This is a genomic window from Micromonospora sp. NPDC005206 (assembly GCF_040608175.1).
Classification (GTDB): domain Bacteria; phylum Actinomycetota; class Actinomycetes; order Mycobacteriales; family Micromonosporaceae; genus Micromonospora.
In genome coordinates this window covers 198,006-213,707 of the sequence record NZ_JBEXHU010000005.1, presented here as the reverse complement: position 1 = coordinate 213,707, position 15,702 = coordinate 198,006, and the positions used below count along the sequence as shown (strand labels likewise).

Below are 15,702 nucleotides of genomic sequence, written 5' to 3'. Positions count from 1 at the left end.
GGATCAGCTCTCGGCCGGGCGGTCGGTCGCGCTGTCGCGGAAGCGGGTCACCGTCTCGCGGTTCTCGTCGCCCTCCAGCGGCGCGGCCGGCGCGTCGTTGACCCGACGCTCGTCGGCCTTGCCAAGGAAGACCTGCTTGAACTCGCTGATCGCGTTGTCCAGGGAGCCGATGATCTCGTCGCTCCACTGGTTGTCGGCGATCCCGGCCAGCACACCCGCGTGCTTGTGCCGCAGGTACTGCAGGAACTCGGACTCGAAGCGCCGGATCTCACCCACCGGGATGTCGTCCAGCTTGCCCTCTGTGCCGGCCCAGACCGTGACGACCTCTTCCTGCACCGGGTACGGCGAGTAGTTCGGCTGCTTGAGCAGCTCGACCAGCCGGACACCGCGGTCCAGCTGGGCCCGGGAGGCCTTGTCCAGGTCGGAGGCGAAGGCGGCGAACGCCTCCAGCTCGCGGTACTGGGCCAGGTTGAGGCGCAGCGAACCGGCAACCTTACGCATCGGCTTCACCTGCGCGGCGCCACCGACCCGGGAGACCGAGGTCCCGACGTTGATCGCCGGACGGACGCCCTGGTTGAACAGGTCGGTCTCCAGGAAGATCTGGCCGTCGGTGATCGAGATGACGTTGGTCGGGATGAAGGCCGAGATGTCGTTGGCCTTCGTCTCGATGATCGGCAGACCGGTCATCGAGCCGCCACCCAGCTCGTCGGAGAGCTTCGCGCAGCGCTCCAGCAGGCGGGAGTGCAGGTAGAAGACGTCACCCGGGTACGCCTCGCGGCCCGGCGGGCGGCGCAGCAGCAGCGACACGGCCCGGTACGCCTCGGCCTGCTTGCTCAGGTCGTCGAAGACGATCAGGACGTGCTTGCCGCCGTACATCCAGTGCTGCCCGATGGACGAGCCGGTGTACGGGGCGATGTACTTGAAGCCGGCCGGGTCGGACGCCGGGGAGGCGACGATGGTGGTGTACTCCATCGCGCCCGCCTCCTCCAGCTGGCCCTTGATGGAGGCGATCGTGGAGGCCTTCTGGCCGATGGCGACGTAGATGCAGCGGACCTGCTTCTTCGGGTCGCCGGTGCGCCAGTTGTCCCGCTGGTTGAGGATGGCGTCCAGGGCGACCGTGGTCTTGCCGGTCTTCCGGTCACCGATGATCAGCTGCCGCTGGCCCCGGCCGATCGGCGTCATCGCGTCGATCGCCTTGATGCCGGTCTGCAGCGGCTCGAACACCGACTGCCGGGACATCACGTTCGGAGCCTGCAGCTCCAGCTCGCGGTAGCCCTCGTCGGCGATGTCGCCGAGGCCGTCGATCGGCTGGCCGAGCGCGTTGACCACGCGGCCGAGGAAGGCGTCGCCGACCGGCACGGAGAGCACCCGGTCGGTGCGCTTGACGCGCTGCCCCTCCGCGAGCTTGGCGGCGTCACCGAGAACGACGACACCGATTTCCCGGACGTCGAGGTTCAGCGCCACGCCGAGCGTGCCGTCCTCGAACTCCAGCAGCTCGTTGGTCTTGGTCGAGGGCAGGCCCTCGACGTGGGCGATGCCGTCACCGGTGTCGGCGACGGTGCCGACCTCCTCGCGGGAGACGTCGGTCGAGTAGGAGGAGACGTAGCGCTCAAGGGCGCCGCGGATCTCCTCCGTCGAGATGGTCAGCTCGGCCATCCTCTGCTTCCTTAAAATTCAGGGGCCCGGGATACCTAGTACCGACCGGTCCGAATGGCGTCTGTCATTCCGGGCGCTGCGCGGCGAAGCCGCCGCAACGCTGGGCGGCGGAGCCGCTCAGCGCTTCGCGAGCGCGTTGCGGGTCTCGTTGAGGCGGCGCAGGATCGTGCCGTCGTACAGGTCGGAGCCGACCCGCACGCTCACGCCACCCAGGACGTCGGGGTCGACCGTCTGCTTGATGGAGACCTCTCGACCGTATATCGCGGTGAGGCTCGCACCCAGCCGCCGCTCGTCCTCGTCACTCAACGGGGCCGCGACGGTCACGTACGCCACCTGCCGGTCGCGTCGCTCGGCGGCGAGCTCCACCAGCCGGGTGAGCGCCCCGATGAAGGAGCGTCCACCGAACCCACTCAACGCCACCTCGACGAGGCGGACGGTGACCGGGCGCGCCTTGTCGGCGAGCAGATCACGGGCCAGGGCGACCCGCTTCTCGATTGGAGCGACCGGGTCGGCCAGCGCGTTGCTCAGCGCCGACTGACCCGTGACGACCTGGCCGAAGCGGAACAGCTCGTCCTCGACCTCGCCCAGGTCGCCGGCCTTGTCGGCGCTGGCCAGCAGCGCCTCCACGCCCAGCCGCTCGGTGCCGTCGAGCAACTCCGACGGTGCCGACCAGCGGCCGGAGACCAGCGACACGAGCAGGTCGAGCGCGTCTGCGCCGATCCGACCACCCAGCATGTTGCCGAGCAGAGCGCCCCGGTCCTCGCCGGAGCGGGCCGGCTCGGACAGCGCCCGGCGCAGCCGCGGCTCACGCCGCAGCAGGGCGGCGACGGAGAGGACGGCGTCAGCGGTGGAGGCCACCGCCGACGGCTCCGCGCCGCGGACGTACGCGTCGAGGCGCTCGGCCGCGACCTTGTACGACTCCCGGCTGGCGGCCTGCATCAGCGGGCCCCCGTGCTCTCGAGACCGCTCAGGAACCGGTCGACGGTGCCCTTGCGCCGCGCCTCGTCGGCCAGCGACTCACCGACGATCTTGCTGGCCAGGTCCACCGCGATCGTGCCGACCTCGGTGCGCAGCTCGCGCACGATGGTGGCCCGCTCGGCGGCGAGCTGGTCCTTGCCGGCCGCGATGATCCGGTCGGACTCTTCCCGCGCCTTGGCGAGGACGTCCTGCCGGATCCCCTCGGCGTCGGCCCGGGCGTCGTCGCGGATCTTCGCGGCGTCGGTGCGGGCCTCGGCGAGCTGGGCACGGTACTGCTCGAGCAGCTGGTTCGCCTCGGCCTGGGCGGCCTCGGCGCGCTTGATGCCGCCCTCGATCGCGTCGACCCGAGCCTGGAACGTCTGCTCCATGCGGGGGAAGACGAACTTCATCAGCACGAAGCAGAGCACGGCGAAGGCGACCGTGCCGACCACGATCTCCTGCCAAATCGGGATGATCGGGTTGTGGGTCGACTCACCACCCTCAGCGGCGAGGAAATACATGGTTACCTCCCGGTCTAAGGGCGGGATCAGTTGCCGGCCCAGATGAAGCCGAAGGCGATGCCGAACAGCGCCAGCGCCTCGATGACGGCGAAGCCGATCCAGACGTACGGCAGGGTCATGCGGGACGACTCGGGCTGCCGGGCGGTCGACTGGATGTAGGCGGCGAACACCAGGCCAACGCCGATGCCCGGGCCGATGGCCGCGAGGCCGTAGCCGATGGCGGCGGTGCTGCCCTCTACCGCGGCGATAACGTCCATTAGTGGTTCCTCCTGGTTATCACGCGTGACTCTCACGCGGGACGACAACGGTTGGTGCGTGGATCAGTGCGCTTCGGCGAGCGCGCCCTGGATGTAGCTGGCGCTCAGCACGGTGAAGACGTAGGCCTGCAGGACGATGACCAGCGCCTCGAGAAGGGTCAGCGCCACGGTCATCACCCAGGACACCACCGAGATCGGTGCCAGCCAGGCGTTGGCATTGAGCATCGCGAAGCCGCCGAGCGTGAAGACCAGCAGGAGCATGTGGCCGGCGAACATGTTCGCGAAGAGACGGACGGCCAACGAGAACGGCCGGATGATGAAGGTCGAGAACGCCTCGATCGGGATCAGCAGCGGCAGGATGTACCACGGTGCCGGCGGGATCAGGGCGTGCTTGAAGTATTTGACGAAGCCGTGGTGCCGGATGCCGATGTAGTTGAACAGCACGTAGCTGAGCACCGCGAGGATCGCCGGGAAGGCGATGTGCGAGTTCGGCGAGATCTGGAAGAACGGGATGATCGCGAACGCGTTCGCCAGCAGCACGAAGCAGAACAGCGTGGTGAAGTACGGCGCGAACCGCACGCCCTGGTGCCCGATCATGTCGACCGCAATGTTGTTCCGGACGAAGCCGTAGATCGACTCGGCGAACCACTGCTTCTTGGTCGGCACCAGCTGCGGCTTCCGGTAGGTCGCCAGGAAGAAGATGATCAGGACGCCGACCGCGATCCAGATCATCGCCGTGAACTTGGTGAACCAAGGAGCGTTTTCCACACCCCAGGGCACGATGGCGGGCAGGTAGAAGTCGTCCACACTGGGTGGGAATGCCGCCTGGCCTGCTGCCAGAACGTTCGCCTGTCCGAGCACCGTGTCCCTTCCTAAGTAGGCGTGCCGAGCCGGCGGACGACGAGGATGATCCCCCCGGTCACGCCGAGCACGACGCCGATCCCGGTGGCGACGCCACCGGTGTCGAGCCACTGGTCGACCAGCCAGCCGATGAAACCCCACACGAGCATGCCTCCGATGAGGTAGCTGAGCGCGGTCCAACCCTGACCGGCGCCGGACGGATAGTCGTCCGGTTCACCGGCGGGACGGGGGGTTTGGTCACCAGCCATGACGGGGCGAACGATATCAGCCGGGAAGACGAGGCTGTGCCTCACCCCCCGCACAACCGTCGTTGTGTGGGCATCTCGGGGGCCGCGTCGTCTGTGGGCACGCTACTCCCCTTCCGCCCGTCGGAAAATGACCGGAGGCCGACACATTGTGGCGCGTCCGCTGGGTGGGACGACCGGCCGACGGCCAGGTCAGCCCCGCGGCCGGCGGGCGTGCACCGTGGTCAGCCACCAGAGGTGCACCGCTGTCCACACTGCCACCCCGGCGACGATGCCGAAGCAGAGCGGGATCAACCCGGGCCAATCGGCCGACGCCACGGCCACCAGCACCACACCCAGCAGGGTGAACTTCAGCGCGTACAGGCCCAGCCCGAGGGGCAGCACCAGCTGCGGGTTGATCTCGTCGGCCCAGGCCAGCACCACGGTGGTGAGGGTGTAGCTGAGCACCGTGACACCGACCCCGGCCGCCGCGCCGAGCGCGGCCGTCATGCCGCCGGTCGCGCCAGCGACCACCGCGGCGACCGCGGCCAGCGCCACCGACGCGGCCAGGAGCACCGGCAGGTGCCGCAGCCGCCAGCGCCGGTTGGTGTCGGCCGCGACAACCTCGGGCTCAGCCACGGGGGTACGCCGGAAACGCGGCGACCAGCTCGGCCACTTCGGCACCGACCCGGGACAGCTCGTCTGTGCCGCCCGGTGCCCCGGGATCGGCGCGTACCGCCCGCGCGATCAGGGCGGCCACCTGGCGCAGCTCCCCCTCCCGCATACCCTGGGTGGTGACGCTGGGCGTGCCCACCCGGATGCCGGAGGCCACCATCGGCGGCTGCGGGTCGTACGGGATCGCGTTCTTGTTCAGGGTGATCGACGCGGCGTCGCAGCGCGCCTCGGCCTCGGTGCCGGTCACGCCCAGCTCCCGCAGGTCGATCAGGGCGAGGTGGGTGTCGGTGCCCCCGGACACCGGGCGCATGCCCTCGGCGGCCAGCCCGGCGGCGAGCGCCTGTGCGTTGCTGATCACCTGACCGGCGTACGTCTGGAATTCGGGCTGGGCGGCCTCGCGCAGCGCGACCGCCTTGGCCGCGACCGCGTGCATCAGCGGGCCGCCCTGGGTGAACGGGAAGACCGCCTTGTCGATCCGCTGCGCCAGCGACTCGCGGCAGAGGATCATGCCGCCGCGCGGGCCGCGCAGCACCTTGTGGGTGGTGGCGCAGACGACATCGGCGTACGGCACCGGGGACGGGATCGCCCGGCCGGCGACCAGGCCGATGAAGTGCGCCGCGTCCACCATCAGGTACGCGCCGACCTCGTCGGCGATCTCCCGGAACCGGACGAAGTCGATCAGCCGGGGGTACGCGGTGGCGCCGCAGATGATCATCTTGGGCCGGTGCGCCCGGGCCAGGTCCCGCACCTCGTCGTAGTCGATCAGCTCGGTGTCCGGACGGACGGTGTACCCCACCGTGGCGAACCACTTCCCGGAGAAGTTCACCCGGCTGCCGTGGGTCAGGTGCCCGCCGTGCGGCAGGTCCATCGCCAGCACCGTGTCCCCCGGCTGCACCAGCGCGGCGTACGCGGCCAGGTTGGCGCTCGCCCCGGAGTGCGGCTGGAGGTTGGCGTGCTCGGCCCCGAAGAGCTCCTTCGCCCGGGCGATGCCGATCTCCTCGGCCCGGTCCACCTCGGCGCAGCCGCCGTAGTAGCGCCGGCCCGGGTAGCCCTCGGCGTACTTGTTGGTCAGCGTCGAACCGAGCGCGGCCAGCACCGCCGGCGAGGTCAGGTTCTCGCTGGCGATGAGCTGCAGGCCGCCCCGCAACCGGTCCAGCTCGCCGAGGACCACCCCGGCGATCTCCGGATCGGTTGCCCTGAGCTGCGCGAAATCCGGCCCCCAGAAGGTGCTCGTCTCGGTCTCCACAGCGAACGAGTCTAGGGGGCCGCACACTGGAAGCCGTGCGATGCCTCGTCACCGGAGCCACCGGATACATCGGCGGGCGGCTGGTGCCCCTGCTGCTCAACGAAGGGCACACCGTGCGCTGCCTGGCCCGCAAGGCCGTGCGGCTGCGCGACGTGCCCTGGGCCTCGGCGGCCGAGATCGTCGAGGGAGACCTGAGCAGGCCGGAGACACTGCCCGCCGCGTTCGCCGACGTGGACGTCGCCTACTTCCTGGTGCACTCGCTGGGCCGAGCCGACTTCGAGGCGGCCGACCGGACGGCGGCGACGAACTTCGCGGAGGCGGCCCGCGCTGCCGGCGTACGCCGGATCGTCTACCTGGGCGGCCCGGAGCCGGCGCCCGACGAGGAGGTCCCCTCGCCGCACCTGCGGTCCCGGGCCGAGGTGGGCCGGATCCTGCTGGCCAGCGGCGTGCCCACGGCGGTGCTCCGCGCCGCGGTGATCATCGGCTCCGGCTCGGCGTCGTTCGAGATGCTGCGCTACCTGACCGAGCGGCTGCCCGCCATGGTCACCCCGCGCTGGGTGAGCAACCGGATCCAGCCGATCGCGGTCCGCGACGTGCTGCGCTACCTGGCCGGCTGCACCACGCTGCCGCCGGAGGTCAACCGCGGCTTCGACATCGGCGGGCCGGACGTGCTCAGCTTCCGCGACATGATGCAGCGCTACGCCCGGGTGGCCGGCCTGCGCCGGCGGGTCATCGTGCCGGTCCGCCCGCTGACCCCGTCGCTCTCGTCGCACTGGGTCGGCCTGGTCACCCCGGTGCCGAACGCCATCGCCCGCCCGCTGGTGGAGAGCCTGGTCCACGAGGCGATCGCGCACGAACACGACATCGCCCGATACGTCCCCGACCCCCCGGGCGGGTTGACCGGCTTCGACCAGGCGGTGGCGCTGGCGCTGGCCAGGGTGCGCGACGCCCAGGTGGAGACCCGCTGGTCGACCGCGAGCGGGCCGGACGCCCCGGCCGAGCCACTGCCCTCCGACCCGGACTGGTCCGGCGGCACCGCCTACACCGACCTCCGGGAACGGACGGTGGATGCGCCGCCGGCGGAGCTCTGGCGGGTCATCGAAGGTGTCGGCGGCGAGCACGGCTGGTACTCGTTCCCGCTCGCCTGGTCGATCCGCGGCTGGCTGGACCGACTGATCGGTGGCGTCGGGCTGCGCCGGGGCCGGCGCGACCCGCACCGCCTTCAGGTCGGTGAGGCCCTGGACTTCTGGCGGGTGGAGGAGATCGTCCCGGGCGAACTGCTGCGGCTGCGCGCCGAGATGCGGCTGCCCGGCCGGGCCTGGCTGGAGATGCGGGTGCTGCCCGCCGACAACGGCCGCAGCCGCTACCAGCAACGCGCGGTCTTCCTGCCGCGCGGGCTGGCCGGGCACGCCTACTGGGGGTCGGTGGCCCCGTTCCACGCGATGGTCTTCGGCGGGATGGCCCGCAACATCGCCCGCGGCGCCGAGCAGGCCCCCGACCGTCCCGCCCCGCACACCGGCTGACCCCGCCGACCGGAACCGCGCGACTCAGTTGCCCGTACGGGCGCCGGTGACCTGGAAGGCCACCCGCTCACTCGGCGGGACGAAATCCCGCACCGGCTGGTCGCGCAGGGCGAAGGTGAGCACCTTGCCGACCGCGTCCACCATCCGGGCCTGCACCGCCTCACCCACCGCGTCGCGGGGGTCGTCCGGGTTCGCCGCCATCGAGGCCACCGCGAGCTGCGGCGTGAACGCCACCACCGTCTCCGTCTCGTACCGCTCCGAGCTGCCGGTCTTGCCGGCGACCGGGCGGCCGAGGCCGGACCGCAGCCCGGGTGCCGTGGCGCCGTCGCAACGCCCGTACATCGACTGGTCGCCGACCGGGCAGCGGGCCGCGTCGGCGGCCGCCCGGGCCACATCGGGGTCGAGCACCTGCCGGCAGTCCGGTTTCGCGGCGTCGACCGGGTGGCCGGCCGAGTCGCTGATCGAGACCACCGGCAGCGGGGCGCACCAGGTCCCCTCGGCCGCCACCGTGGCGTACGCCGTGGCCAGGTCGAGCGGGGTCGTCGCGGCCACGCCCAGGGTGAACGGGCCCCAGTTCTTCGCCCCGTACCGGGCCAGCCGGGCGTCCGAGTCGGCGCGCAGCACGATGCCGAGCCGCTCGGCCATCTCCACCACCCGGTCGGCGCCGACCCGCTCGGTGAGCCAGGCGAAGTACGTGTTCACCGAACGCCCGAACGCGGTCCACATGGTGCGCGGGCCGTCCATCGACGAGGGGGTGGCGTTCACCGGACACCAGCGGCCGTCACAGCTCGCCTCCCCGGTCACCGGGAACTTCGTGACCAGCCGGGTCGGGGCGGTGAACTCGGTCGACAGCGGCAGCCCGGACTCCAGCGCGGCCAGCATGGTGAAGAGCTTGAACGTCGACCCGCCCTGGTACCCCTCGATCGCCCCGCCGCCGGCCACCAGCTGATTCACCGTGTTCGGGTGGTTCTTCTGCCCGGCCGGGTTGTCCGCCACGCTGTAGCTGCGGTTCACCGCCATCGCCAGCACCCGACCGGTGCCGGGTTGCACCACCGCGGTCGGCACCGCCCGGGCCTCGGTCGGCTGGTAGATCCGCAGCACCTGCTCGGTGGTGGCCCGCTGCACCGCCGGGTCGAGCGAGGAGACGATGGAGAACCCACCCCGGCGCAGTGTGCGCTGCCGCTCGTCGGCGGTCGACCCGAACGCCGACTGGTCGCTCCACCAGCGGGTGAACCAGTCGCAGAAGAATCCCCAGTCGTTGTGCCCGTCCGGCACGGCCGCGCAGTCGTTCGGGGTCTCGCTGGGCCGCAGGTCCAGCGGCTCGTCCCGCGCCGCCGCCGCCGCGTCCGCCGACACGTGGCTCGACTCCACCAACTGGTTCAGCACGTACGCCCGCCGGCGCAGGGCGCTGTCGGCGTCGCCGTTGATCGGGTCGTCGCTGTCCGGTGACTGGACCAGCCCGGCCAGCAGCGCGGCCTGCGCCACTGTCAGCTCGGCCGGGGACCGGGAGAAGTAGCGCTTGCTGGCCGCCGCGATGCCGTACGCCCCGGCGCCGAAATAGGCGATGTTGAGGTAGCGGGTGAGGATCTCGTCCTTGCTCAGCTCCCGCTCCAGCGCCAGCGCGTACCGCATTTCCTGGATCTTGCGGGCGGTGGTGACCTCGGTGGCCGCCCTGCGCTGGCTCTCGGTCAGCCGGGGATCGCTGCTGAGGACGTTGCGGACGTACTGCATGGTCAGCGTGGAGGCGCCCTGTCGGGTCTGACCGTCGCGCTTGTTCACGGTGAACGCGCGCACCACACCGCGCAGGTCCACCCCGCTGTGCTGGAAGAACCGGACGTCCTCGGCGGCCACGATGGCCTGGCGCATCACCGGCGCGACCTCCTGCAGCGGCACGTCCACCCGGTCCTCCTGGTAGAAGGAGGTGATCAGGGTGGTGCCGTCGTTGGCGTACAGGTTGGAGCGCTGGGCGGTGGGTGGCGTGCGCAGCGTGTTCGGCAGCTCCGAGTAGGGCGTGGACAGTGCGCTGAAGCCGATCCCGAAGACCAGGGCCACCGGCAGGGCGGCCGCTGCCAGCACCAGGCCGGCCAGCACACCGGCGATCACCACGGTCAGCAGTTTGTCGAGATGGGCCCGGATCATCAGCTCTCCCCGCAGGAGCCGGTCACGCTAGGACCCGTTCAGAATGACCCGGAACGCCCCTTTCGCCCCGGGTTTTCCCCAAACCCGGAGGAAACTCGCACGCCGCTCAGGGAAGCAGCGCGGCGGCCAGCGGGTGGACCGTCTCCTCGATCTCGTCGGCCACCCGGCTGAAGCACTGGTCGCCGCGACCCCACGGGTCGTCGAGATCGTCGCTCGGCAGCAGCGAGGCGCCCAACCGGGCGTCGTGAGCCGCCGCCACCAGAGCCACGCCCCGGGCGTACACCGCCTCCGGGGTCGCCTCGGCCGACGGCAGCGCGGCGGCGTCCACCGCGGCCAGCAGGCGGCCGAACTCACCCAGCACGAAGGTGCGGGCCGCCGCGTCCGGACGAAGCGCCACCACGTACTCCTGCTGATCCGCGGTCGCGGTCAGGACCAGGTCGGCGGCGTCGATGTGCTCCGAGCGCAGCTTGCGCGCCGCGAAACCCTCGACGTCCCCGCCCCGGCCGACGACCTGCCGGGCCGCCGGCGGGTTCATCTCCTCGCCGGCGTGCCAACCGCCCGTGCCGGCGCTGTGGCTGTGCAGCAGCTCCTCGGCCCGGGCCGGATCCTGCTCGCGCCGCGCCAACCGCTCCCGCACCGCCAGGGCCACCAGCCGCTCGGCCATCGGCGAGCGGCAGATGTTGCCCATGCAGACGTGCAGCACGGTGAACGGGGGCACTCAGACCCCCCGGCCGTCGACGAGATCCGGCACCACGTCGCGCAGCTTCTCCAGCGGGATCGCGCCGGCCCGCAGCAGCTGCGGCACCTCACCGGTCAGGTCCACGATCGTGCTGGGCACCGGGTCCGGGCAGGGCCCGGCCTCCAGGTACGCCCGCACGGAGTAGCTGAGCTGGTCGCGCGCCTCCTCCGCGGTGACCGCGGCCGGCTGGCCGGTCTTGTTCGCCGAGGAGACCGCCATCGGGCCGGTCTCGCGCAGCACCTCCAGCGCCACCGGGTGCAGCGGCATCCGCACCGCCACCGTGCCCGACTTGTCGCCGAGATCCCACTGCAGGCTCGGTGAGTGCTCGACAACGATCGTCAACGCACCCGGCCAGAACGCCTCCACCAGGTCCCGCGCGGCGCTGGGCAGCGAGAAGACCAACCCGTCCAGGGTCTGCCGCGAGCCGATCAGCACCGGTGGCGGCATCTGCCGCCCCCGGCCCTTCGCATCCAGCAGCGCCTTGACCGCGTACGGGGTGAACGCGTCCGCGCCGATGCCGTAGACGGTGTCCGTCGGCAGGACGACCAGCTCGCCGTTCTTGACCGCCTCGATGGCCGCAGCGATGCCGCGGTCCCGATCGGCGGGCGACCGGCAGTCGTAGAGCATCACGAGGAGTCAGTCTGCCACGCCGTCCCGCCCGGGGCGTGCCGGCCGTCCGCCCGTCGGGATGCGGTGGCGTAGCGAGGACGGCCGGTGAGGTCCGGATGCTCCGTGATCGCGGTAAACCGGCCGTCCGCGGCGAGCAGCTCGGGCACCGCCGAACCGTGCGTGTCGTCGTGCTCGACCCCGATCACGCCGCCCGCGCGCAGCAGCGCCGCCGCCCGGATGATCACCGGCCGGATCACCGCCAGACCGTCCACGCCGCCGAAGACCGCCTCCGCCGGGTCGTGCCCGGCCACCTCCGGCGGCACCACCACCTCGACCGGCACGTACGGGGGGTTGCAGAGCAGCACGTCCACCCGGCCGACCAGGTCGGCCAGCAGGTCCGGCGCGGTGACATCGGCCTCGACCACCTCGATCGGGCGGTCCCCCGCCTCGGCGCGCTCCGCCGCGTTGCGGCGCAGCCAGGCCAGCGCCGCCGGGGACCGCTCCACCGCCACCACCCGCGCCCCCGGCAGCTCCTGAGCGACCGCCAGCGCGATCGCACCGGAACCGCTGCACAGGTCCACCACCAGCGGGTCGGGCCGGCGCTGGCCCTGTTCGAGGCCCCAGCCGGCCAGCAGCTCGGTCTCCGGCCGGGGCACGAAGACGCCCGGGCCGACCGCCAGCTCCAGGTGCCGGAACCCGGCGCGACCGGTCAGGTGCTGCAACGGCTCCCGGGCGGCGCGGCGGCGCACCAACTCGTCGAGCCGGGCCCGATGCTCGTCGGTCAGGTCGTCGGCGAGCGCCAGCCGACCCCGGGGCACCCCCAGCACGTACGCCGCCAGCAGCTCGGCCTCCACCCGTGCCGGGCCCACCCCGGCGGCGGCGAGCAACCGGGCCGCCCGGGCCACCGCGGCGGACGGACGGAGCCGGCCTGTCCCTTCGGGGGGGTGTTGCGGCAGAGTAGTCACGCGATAATCATGAAGCGTCGCAGGCGACGCCACGAACGGGTGCGTCGAGGCGCACACGACGGGAGGTCGCGAGTGGGCTGGCTCGACCGGGTCGATGACCAGGTTGACGCCCTCAAGCACGCCCGGGCGTTGCAGGAGGCCAGTCGTTCCGCAGAGTCGTACGCGCTGCTGGAGCGGGTGATCCGCAGCACGACGGACCCGGCGGCGCGAGCGGACGCCATGGTGCAGCGACTCTCCGCGCTGATCAATCTCGGACGCACGGCGGAGTTCACCCGGGCCATCGAGGAGGCCTCGGCGGCGGTCCGCGACCTCGCCGAGCCCTATCTGCACGGGCACCTCAACGCGCTGGCCGCGCTCGCCGCGCACCACCAGGGCGCACTGGACCGCTGCGTCACCCACCTGGTCAAGGCCGCCCGGGCGCTGGGCGCCGTGGAGGACCCGGACCGGGACACCGCCTGGGGCTGGCACGACCTCGCGATGGCGTACAGCTACCTCAGCTTCCACGGGTACGCCCTCGGGGCGATCGAACGGGCCCGGCAGCTGGGGCTGACCGCCGGGATCCCGGAGGAGACGTTCGCCGCGCCCGGCATCCGGCTGCGCAACGCCGTGGCGCTGGACCACAACGGCGACAGCGACGGCTGCCTGCGCGTGCTGCGGGACGTCGCCGCCGACCTGGCCCGGTTCATGAACGCCGGGCGGGCCGGCCGGCTGCGTCCCAGCAGCCTCGCCGCGTACGGCTACGCGGCCGCCCGGCAGGCCGCGCTCGGCGACCGGGTGGAGTCCGGCGGAGACGGCGATCCGTCCCGGCTGCTCGGCCACGGCGGGGACAGCGCCCGGGCGCGCGACATGCGTCAACTCGGTCAGGTCTGCCTGGCCGTCGCCGCCGGGCGGCCGATCGAGGCGGTCACCCGGCTGGACTCCATCCGGGTGTCCACGGAGACGCTCGGCGCGGCCGAGCCGGCCCGGCTGCGCAGCATCGCGCTGGCCCGGGCCGGGGACCACGTGGCGGCGCACCGGGCTGACCGGCTCGCGTTCCGGCTCGCCGCGCAGCGCAACGACCGGTTGCGCGACGTCTACATCGACGGCATCGCCGCCCGGATCGACCACGAGGAGATGCGCCGCGAGGCGGCGCGGTTCGAGGGCGAGGCGCTGACCGACCCGCTCACCGGGCTGCCCAACCGGCGGCGGCTGGAGCGGTACATCACCGCCGTGGTCACCCGCGGCGAGCGGGTGGTGATCGGCGTCTGCGACCTGGACGGCTTCAAGGCGGTCAACACCCGGCACGGGCACCACTCCGGCGACCTGGTGCTGCAACGCATCGCCGGGGTGATCAACCGGGTGATGCGGCGGGGCGACTTCGTGGCCCGCTACGGCGGTGACGAGTTCGTGGTGGTGCTGCCGGACACCGGCATGACCGAGGCCGCCGAGGTGGCCCGCCGGATCGAAGCGGCGGTCCGCGCCGAGGACTGGGAGTCGCTGGTGCCGGGGACGCCGGTCGGGGTGAGCATCGGCTTCGCCGAGGTCTCCGTCGGAAGTGGGCTGCGGGACGCGCTCAGCGTCGCCTTCGAGGAGGCCGACCGGGAGATGCTGCGAGCCAAGAGCCGTCCGCGCGCGAGCTGACCGCCGGGTGCCCGCCGGGCGGCGCCCCCGCGCCCCCGCGGCGCCGCGGTCAGCGGCGGGTCAGCTCGGTGTCGCCGGCCAGCCGGGCGGCGCGGTCGGCCTCGGTCAGGGCGTCCAGCACCCCGTCCAGCTCGCCGGCCAGTGCCAGATCCAGGTTGTACGCCGTGTAGCCGATCCGGTGGTCGGTGATCCGGTTCTGCGGGAAGTTGTAGGTGCGGATCCGCTCCGAGCGGTCCACCGTGCGCACCTGCGCCTTGCGGGCGTCCGAGGCGGCCGCGTCGGCCTGCTCCTGAGCGGCGGCGAGCAGCCGGGCCCGCAGGATCCGCATGGCCTGCTCCCGGTTCTGCAACTGGGACTTCTCGTTCTGGCAGGAGACGACGATGCCGGTCGGCAGGTGGGTGATCCGCACCGCCGAGTCGGTGGTGTTCACCGACTGGCCGCCCGGGCCGGACGAGCGGAACACGTCGATCCGCAGGTCGTTCTGGTCGATGCTGACGTCGACGTCCTCGGCCTCCGGCAGCACCAGCACCCCGGCGGCGCTGGTGTGGATCCGACCCTGCGACTCGGTGACCGGAACGCGCTGCACCCGGTGCACGCCGCCCTCCCACTTGAGCCGCGACCAGACGCCGTTGCCGCCCTCGGGGACGCCCTTGGTCTTGATCGACAGCGAGACGTCCTTGACCCCGCCCAGGTCGGAGTCCTGTGCGTCGATCACCTCGGTGATCCAGCCGTGGCGCTCGGCGTACCGGGTGTACATCCGCAGCAGGTCACCGGCGAACAACGCCGACTCCTCGCCGCCCTCACCGGCCTTGATCTCGACGATCACGTCCTTGGCGTCGTGCGGGTCACGCGGGATGAGCAGCTCGGCGAGACGCTCCTCCAGGACCGGCAGGGACGCCGCGATCGCCTCGGTCTCGGCAGCGAAGGAGGGATCCTCGGCCGCCAGCTCGCGGGCCGCGACCAAGTCGGCGCGCGCCTGCTCCAGCTCGCCGGCAGCCTTGTGCAGTGGCACGAGCTCGGCGTACCGGCGGCCGACCCGCCGCGCGGTGGACTGGTCGGCGTGGATCGCCGGATCGGCCAGCCGCTTCTCCAGCTGCGCGTACTCGTCGAGGAGGCCGGCCAGACGCTCGCTGCTCATGCTGCGGATGCTCCTTCGAGGGTGCGGCGCCGGCCGGGCCGGACCGAGTGCCGGTCGCCGGCCGGAAAAAGGGCGGAACGCGGACGGCGCCCGCGTCCGGTGGAAAACCGGACGCGGGCGCCGAACGAGGAGCTACTTGGCCTTCTTGGCCTGAACCTTGGCGTACTTCTGCTGGAACTTCGCGACCCGGCCGGCGGTGTCGAGAACGCGCTGCTTACCGGTGTAGAACGGGTGGCAGGCGCTGCAGGTCTCGACGTGGATCGCCCCGCCCTTGGCGGTGCTGCGGGTCGTGAACGTGTTGCCACAGGAGCAGCTGACCTCGGTGGTCACGTACTCCGGGTGGATGTTTGCCTTCATCTCGCCTCGGTCCTCTCGTTGGTGGTCGCCGGGTCGCCGTCACCGCCCGTCGCGCCGTGCGCGACGGGCTCGGGCGTGAACCGGAACCGGTGGCCGATTGACCAGTGTGCCATGGGCCTGAGCCGACCCGGTAATCGGGCCGCACACCTCGTCCGGCATCGTCAACACGTGCCTTCCCGTCCGCATTCCCGCCGCCCGGCCGGGCATTCACCCAC

The 15,702-nt window shown here is 72.1% G+C and carries 16 protein-coding genes; 2 read left to right on the top strand and 14 right to left on the bottom strand.

What is annotated here, in order from left to right; translation table 11 throughout:
* Nucleotides 1-3 precede the first annotated feature (3 nt).
* The 8 genes from atpA to glyA all read right to left on the bottom strand — a co-directional run bounded on the left by atpA (nt 4) and on the right by glyA (nt 6,397).
* A complete protein-coding gene (gene atpA, locus ABZU69_RS09130) occupies nt 4-1,656 on the bottom strand; it encodes a F0F1 ATP synthase subunit alpha (protein ID WP_354963846.1) in 1,653 nt (550 codons plus the stop codon).
* 117 nt (nt 1,657-1,773) lie between these two features.
* Nucleotides 1,774-2,595 carry a F0F1 ATP synthase subunit delta gene (locus ABZU69_RS09125; protein ID WP_354963845.1) on the bottom strand — a complete coding sequence of 274 codons (822 nt, stop codon included), beginning with the start codon at nt 2,593-2,595 and terminating at the stop codon, nt 1,774-1,776.
* Complete coding sequence (locus ABZU69_RS09120; protein WP_354963844.1) at nt 2,595-3,134, bottom strand: F0F1 ATP synthase subunit B; 540 nt, start codon at nt 3,132-3,134, stop codon at nt 2,595-2,597. The genes ABZU69_RS09125 and ABZU69_RS09120 overlap by 1 nt, the downstream gene beginning before the upstream one ends.
* Nucleotides 3,135-3,160: 26 nt before the next feature.
* On the bottom strand, nt 3,161-3,391 hold the full coding sequence (locus ABZU69_RS09115; protein WP_354963843.1) for an ATP synthase F0 subunit C: 231 nt from the start codon (nt 3,389-3,391) through the stop codon (nt 3,161-3,163).
* 63 nt (nt 3,392-3,454) lie between these two features.
* The gene (atpB, locus tag ABZU69_RS09110) at nt 3,455-4,252 is read right to left on the bottom strand and encodes a F0F1 ATP synthase subunit A (protein WP_354963842.1); all 798 of its coding nucleotides are present in this window, start codon (nt 4,250-4,252) and stop codon (nt 3,455-3,457) included.
* 11 nt (nt 4,253-4,263) lie between these two features.
* Nucleotides 4,264-4,500: an AtpZ/AtpI family protein gene (locus tag ABZU69_RS09105; protein WP_091405894.1), complete on the bottom strand. Its 237-nt coding sequence runs from the start codon at nt 4,498-4,500 to the stop codon at nt 4,264-4,266.
* A 189-nt stretch (nt 4,501-4,689) separates the two neighbouring features.
* A complete protein-coding gene (locus ABZU69_RS09100) occupies nt 4,690-5,115 on the bottom strand; it encodes a hypothetical protein (RefSeq protein WP_354963841.1) in 426 nt (141 codons plus the stop codon).
* Nucleotides 5,108-6,397, bottom strand: a complete 1,290-nt coding sequence (gene glyA / locus ABZU69_RS09095; RefSeq protein ID WP_354963840.1) for a serine hydroxymethyltransferase — start codon at nt 6,395-6,397, stop codon at nt 5,108-5,110. Before glyA ends, ABZU69_RS09100 begins: the two co-directional genes overlap by 8 nt.
* Before the next feature lie 35 nt (nt 6,398-6,432).
* Between glyA and ABZU69_RS09090 the strand changes: the two genes are divergently transcribed.
* Nucleotides 6,433-7,920 (top strand): SDR family oxidoreductase, encoded by a 1,488-nt coding sequence (locus ABZU69_RS09090; protein ID WP_354963839.1) that lies wholly within the window; start codon nt 6,433-6,435, stop codon nt 7,918-7,920.
* A gap of 24 nt (nt 7,921-7,944) precedes the next feature.
* On the opposite strand, the gene ABZU69_RS09085 is transcribed toward ABZU69_RS09090, so the two are convergent.
* The 4 genes from ABZU69_RS09085 to prmC all read right to left on the bottom strand — a co-directional run bounded on the left by ABZU69_RS09085 (nt 7,945) and on the right by prmC (nt 12,372).
* The gene (locus ABZU69_RS09085; protein ID WP_354963838.1) at nt 7,945-10,059 is read right to left on the bottom strand and encodes a transglycosylase domain-containing protein; all 2,115 of its coding nucleotides are present in this window, start codon (nt 10,057-10,059) and stop codon (nt 7,945-7,947) included.
* A gap of 106 nt (nt 10,060-10,165) precedes the next feature.
* On the bottom strand, nt 10,166-10,777 hold the full coding sequence (locus ABZU69_RS09080; protein WP_354963837.1) for a phosphotyrosine protein phosphatase: 612 nt from the start codon (nt 10,775-10,777) through the stop codon (nt 10,166-10,168).
* Nucleotides 10,778-11,425: an L-threonylcarbamoyladenylate synthase gene (locus ABZU69_RS09075; RefSeq protein ID WP_089021912.1), complete on the bottom strand. Its 648-nt coding sequence runs from the start codon at nt 11,423-11,425 to the stop codon at nt 10,778-10,780.
* Nucleotides 11,425-12,372: a peptide chain release factor N(5)-glutamine methyltransferase gene (gene prmC, locus ABZU69_RS09070; RefSeq protein ID WP_354963836.1), complete on the bottom strand. Its 948-nt coding sequence runs from the start codon at nt 12,370-12,372 to the stop codon at nt 11,425-11,427. Before prmC ends, ABZU69_RS09075 begins: the two co-directional genes overlap by 1 nt.
* 72 nt (nt 12,373-12,444) lie before the next feature.
* Between prmC and ABZU69_RS09065 the strand changes: the two genes are divergently transcribed.
* A complete protein-coding gene (locus tag ABZU69_RS09065; RefSeq protein WP_354963835.1) occupies nt 12,445-13,992 on the top strand; it encodes a GGDEF domain-containing protein in 1,548 nt (515 codons plus the stop codon).
* A 49-nt stretch (nt 13,993-14,041) separates the two neighbouring features.
* Here the strand turns inward: ABZU69_RS09065 and prfA are convergent, their stop codons facing one another.
* The gene (gene prfA, locus ABZU69_RS09060; RefSeq protein WP_354963834.1) at nt 14,042-15,130 is read right to left on the bottom strand and encodes a peptide chain release factor 1; all 1,089 of its coding nucleotides are present in this window, start codon (nt 15,128-15,130) and stop codon (nt 14,042-14,044) included.
* Nucleotides 15,131-15,262: 132 nt separating this feature from the next.
* A complete protein-coding gene (rpmE, locus tag ABZU69_RS09055; RefSeq protein ID WP_007464546.1) occupies nt 15,263-15,487 on the bottom strand; it encodes a 50S ribosomal protein L31 in 225 nt (74 codons plus the stop codon).
* Nucleotides 15,488-15,702 lie beyond the last annotated feature (215 nt).

Coding starts and splice junctions, on each gene's coding strand:
- atpA (WP_354963846.1), bottom strand. CDS start 1,656: ATGGCCGAGCTGACCATCTCGACGGAGGAGATCCGCGGCGCCCTTGAG.
- ABZU69_RS09125 (WP_354963845.1), bottom strand. CDS start 2,595: ATGCAGGCCGCCAGCCGGGAGTCGTACAAGGTCGCGGCCGAGCGCCTC.
- ABZU69_RS09120 (WP_354963844.1), bottom strand. CDS start 3,134: ATGTATTTCCTCGCCGCTGAGGGTGGTGAGTCGACCCACAACCCGATC.
- ABZU69_RS09115 (WP_354963843.1), bottom strand. CDS start 3,391: ATGGACGTTATCGCCGCGGTAGAGGGCAGCACCGCCGCCATCGGCTAC.
- ABZU69_RS09105 (WP_091405894.1), bottom strand. CDS start 4,500: ATGGCTGGTGACCAAACCCCCCGTCCCGCCGGTGAACCGGACGACTAT.
- ABZU69_RS09085 (WP_354963838.1), bottom strand. CDS start 10,059: ATGATCCGGGCCCATCTCGACAAACTGCTGACCGTGGTGATCGCCGGT.
- ABZU69_RS09075 (WP_089021912.1), bottom strand. CDS start 11,425: ATGCTCTACGACTGCCGGTCGCCCGCCGATCGGGACCGCGGCATCGCT.
- prfA (WP_354963834.1), bottom strand. CDS start 15,130: ATGAGCAGCGAGCGTCTGGCCGGCCTCCTCGACGAGTACGCGCAGCTG.
- rpmE (WP_007464546.1), bottom strand. CDS start 15,487: ATGAAGGCAAACATCCACCCGGAGTACGTGACCACCGAGGTCAGCTGC.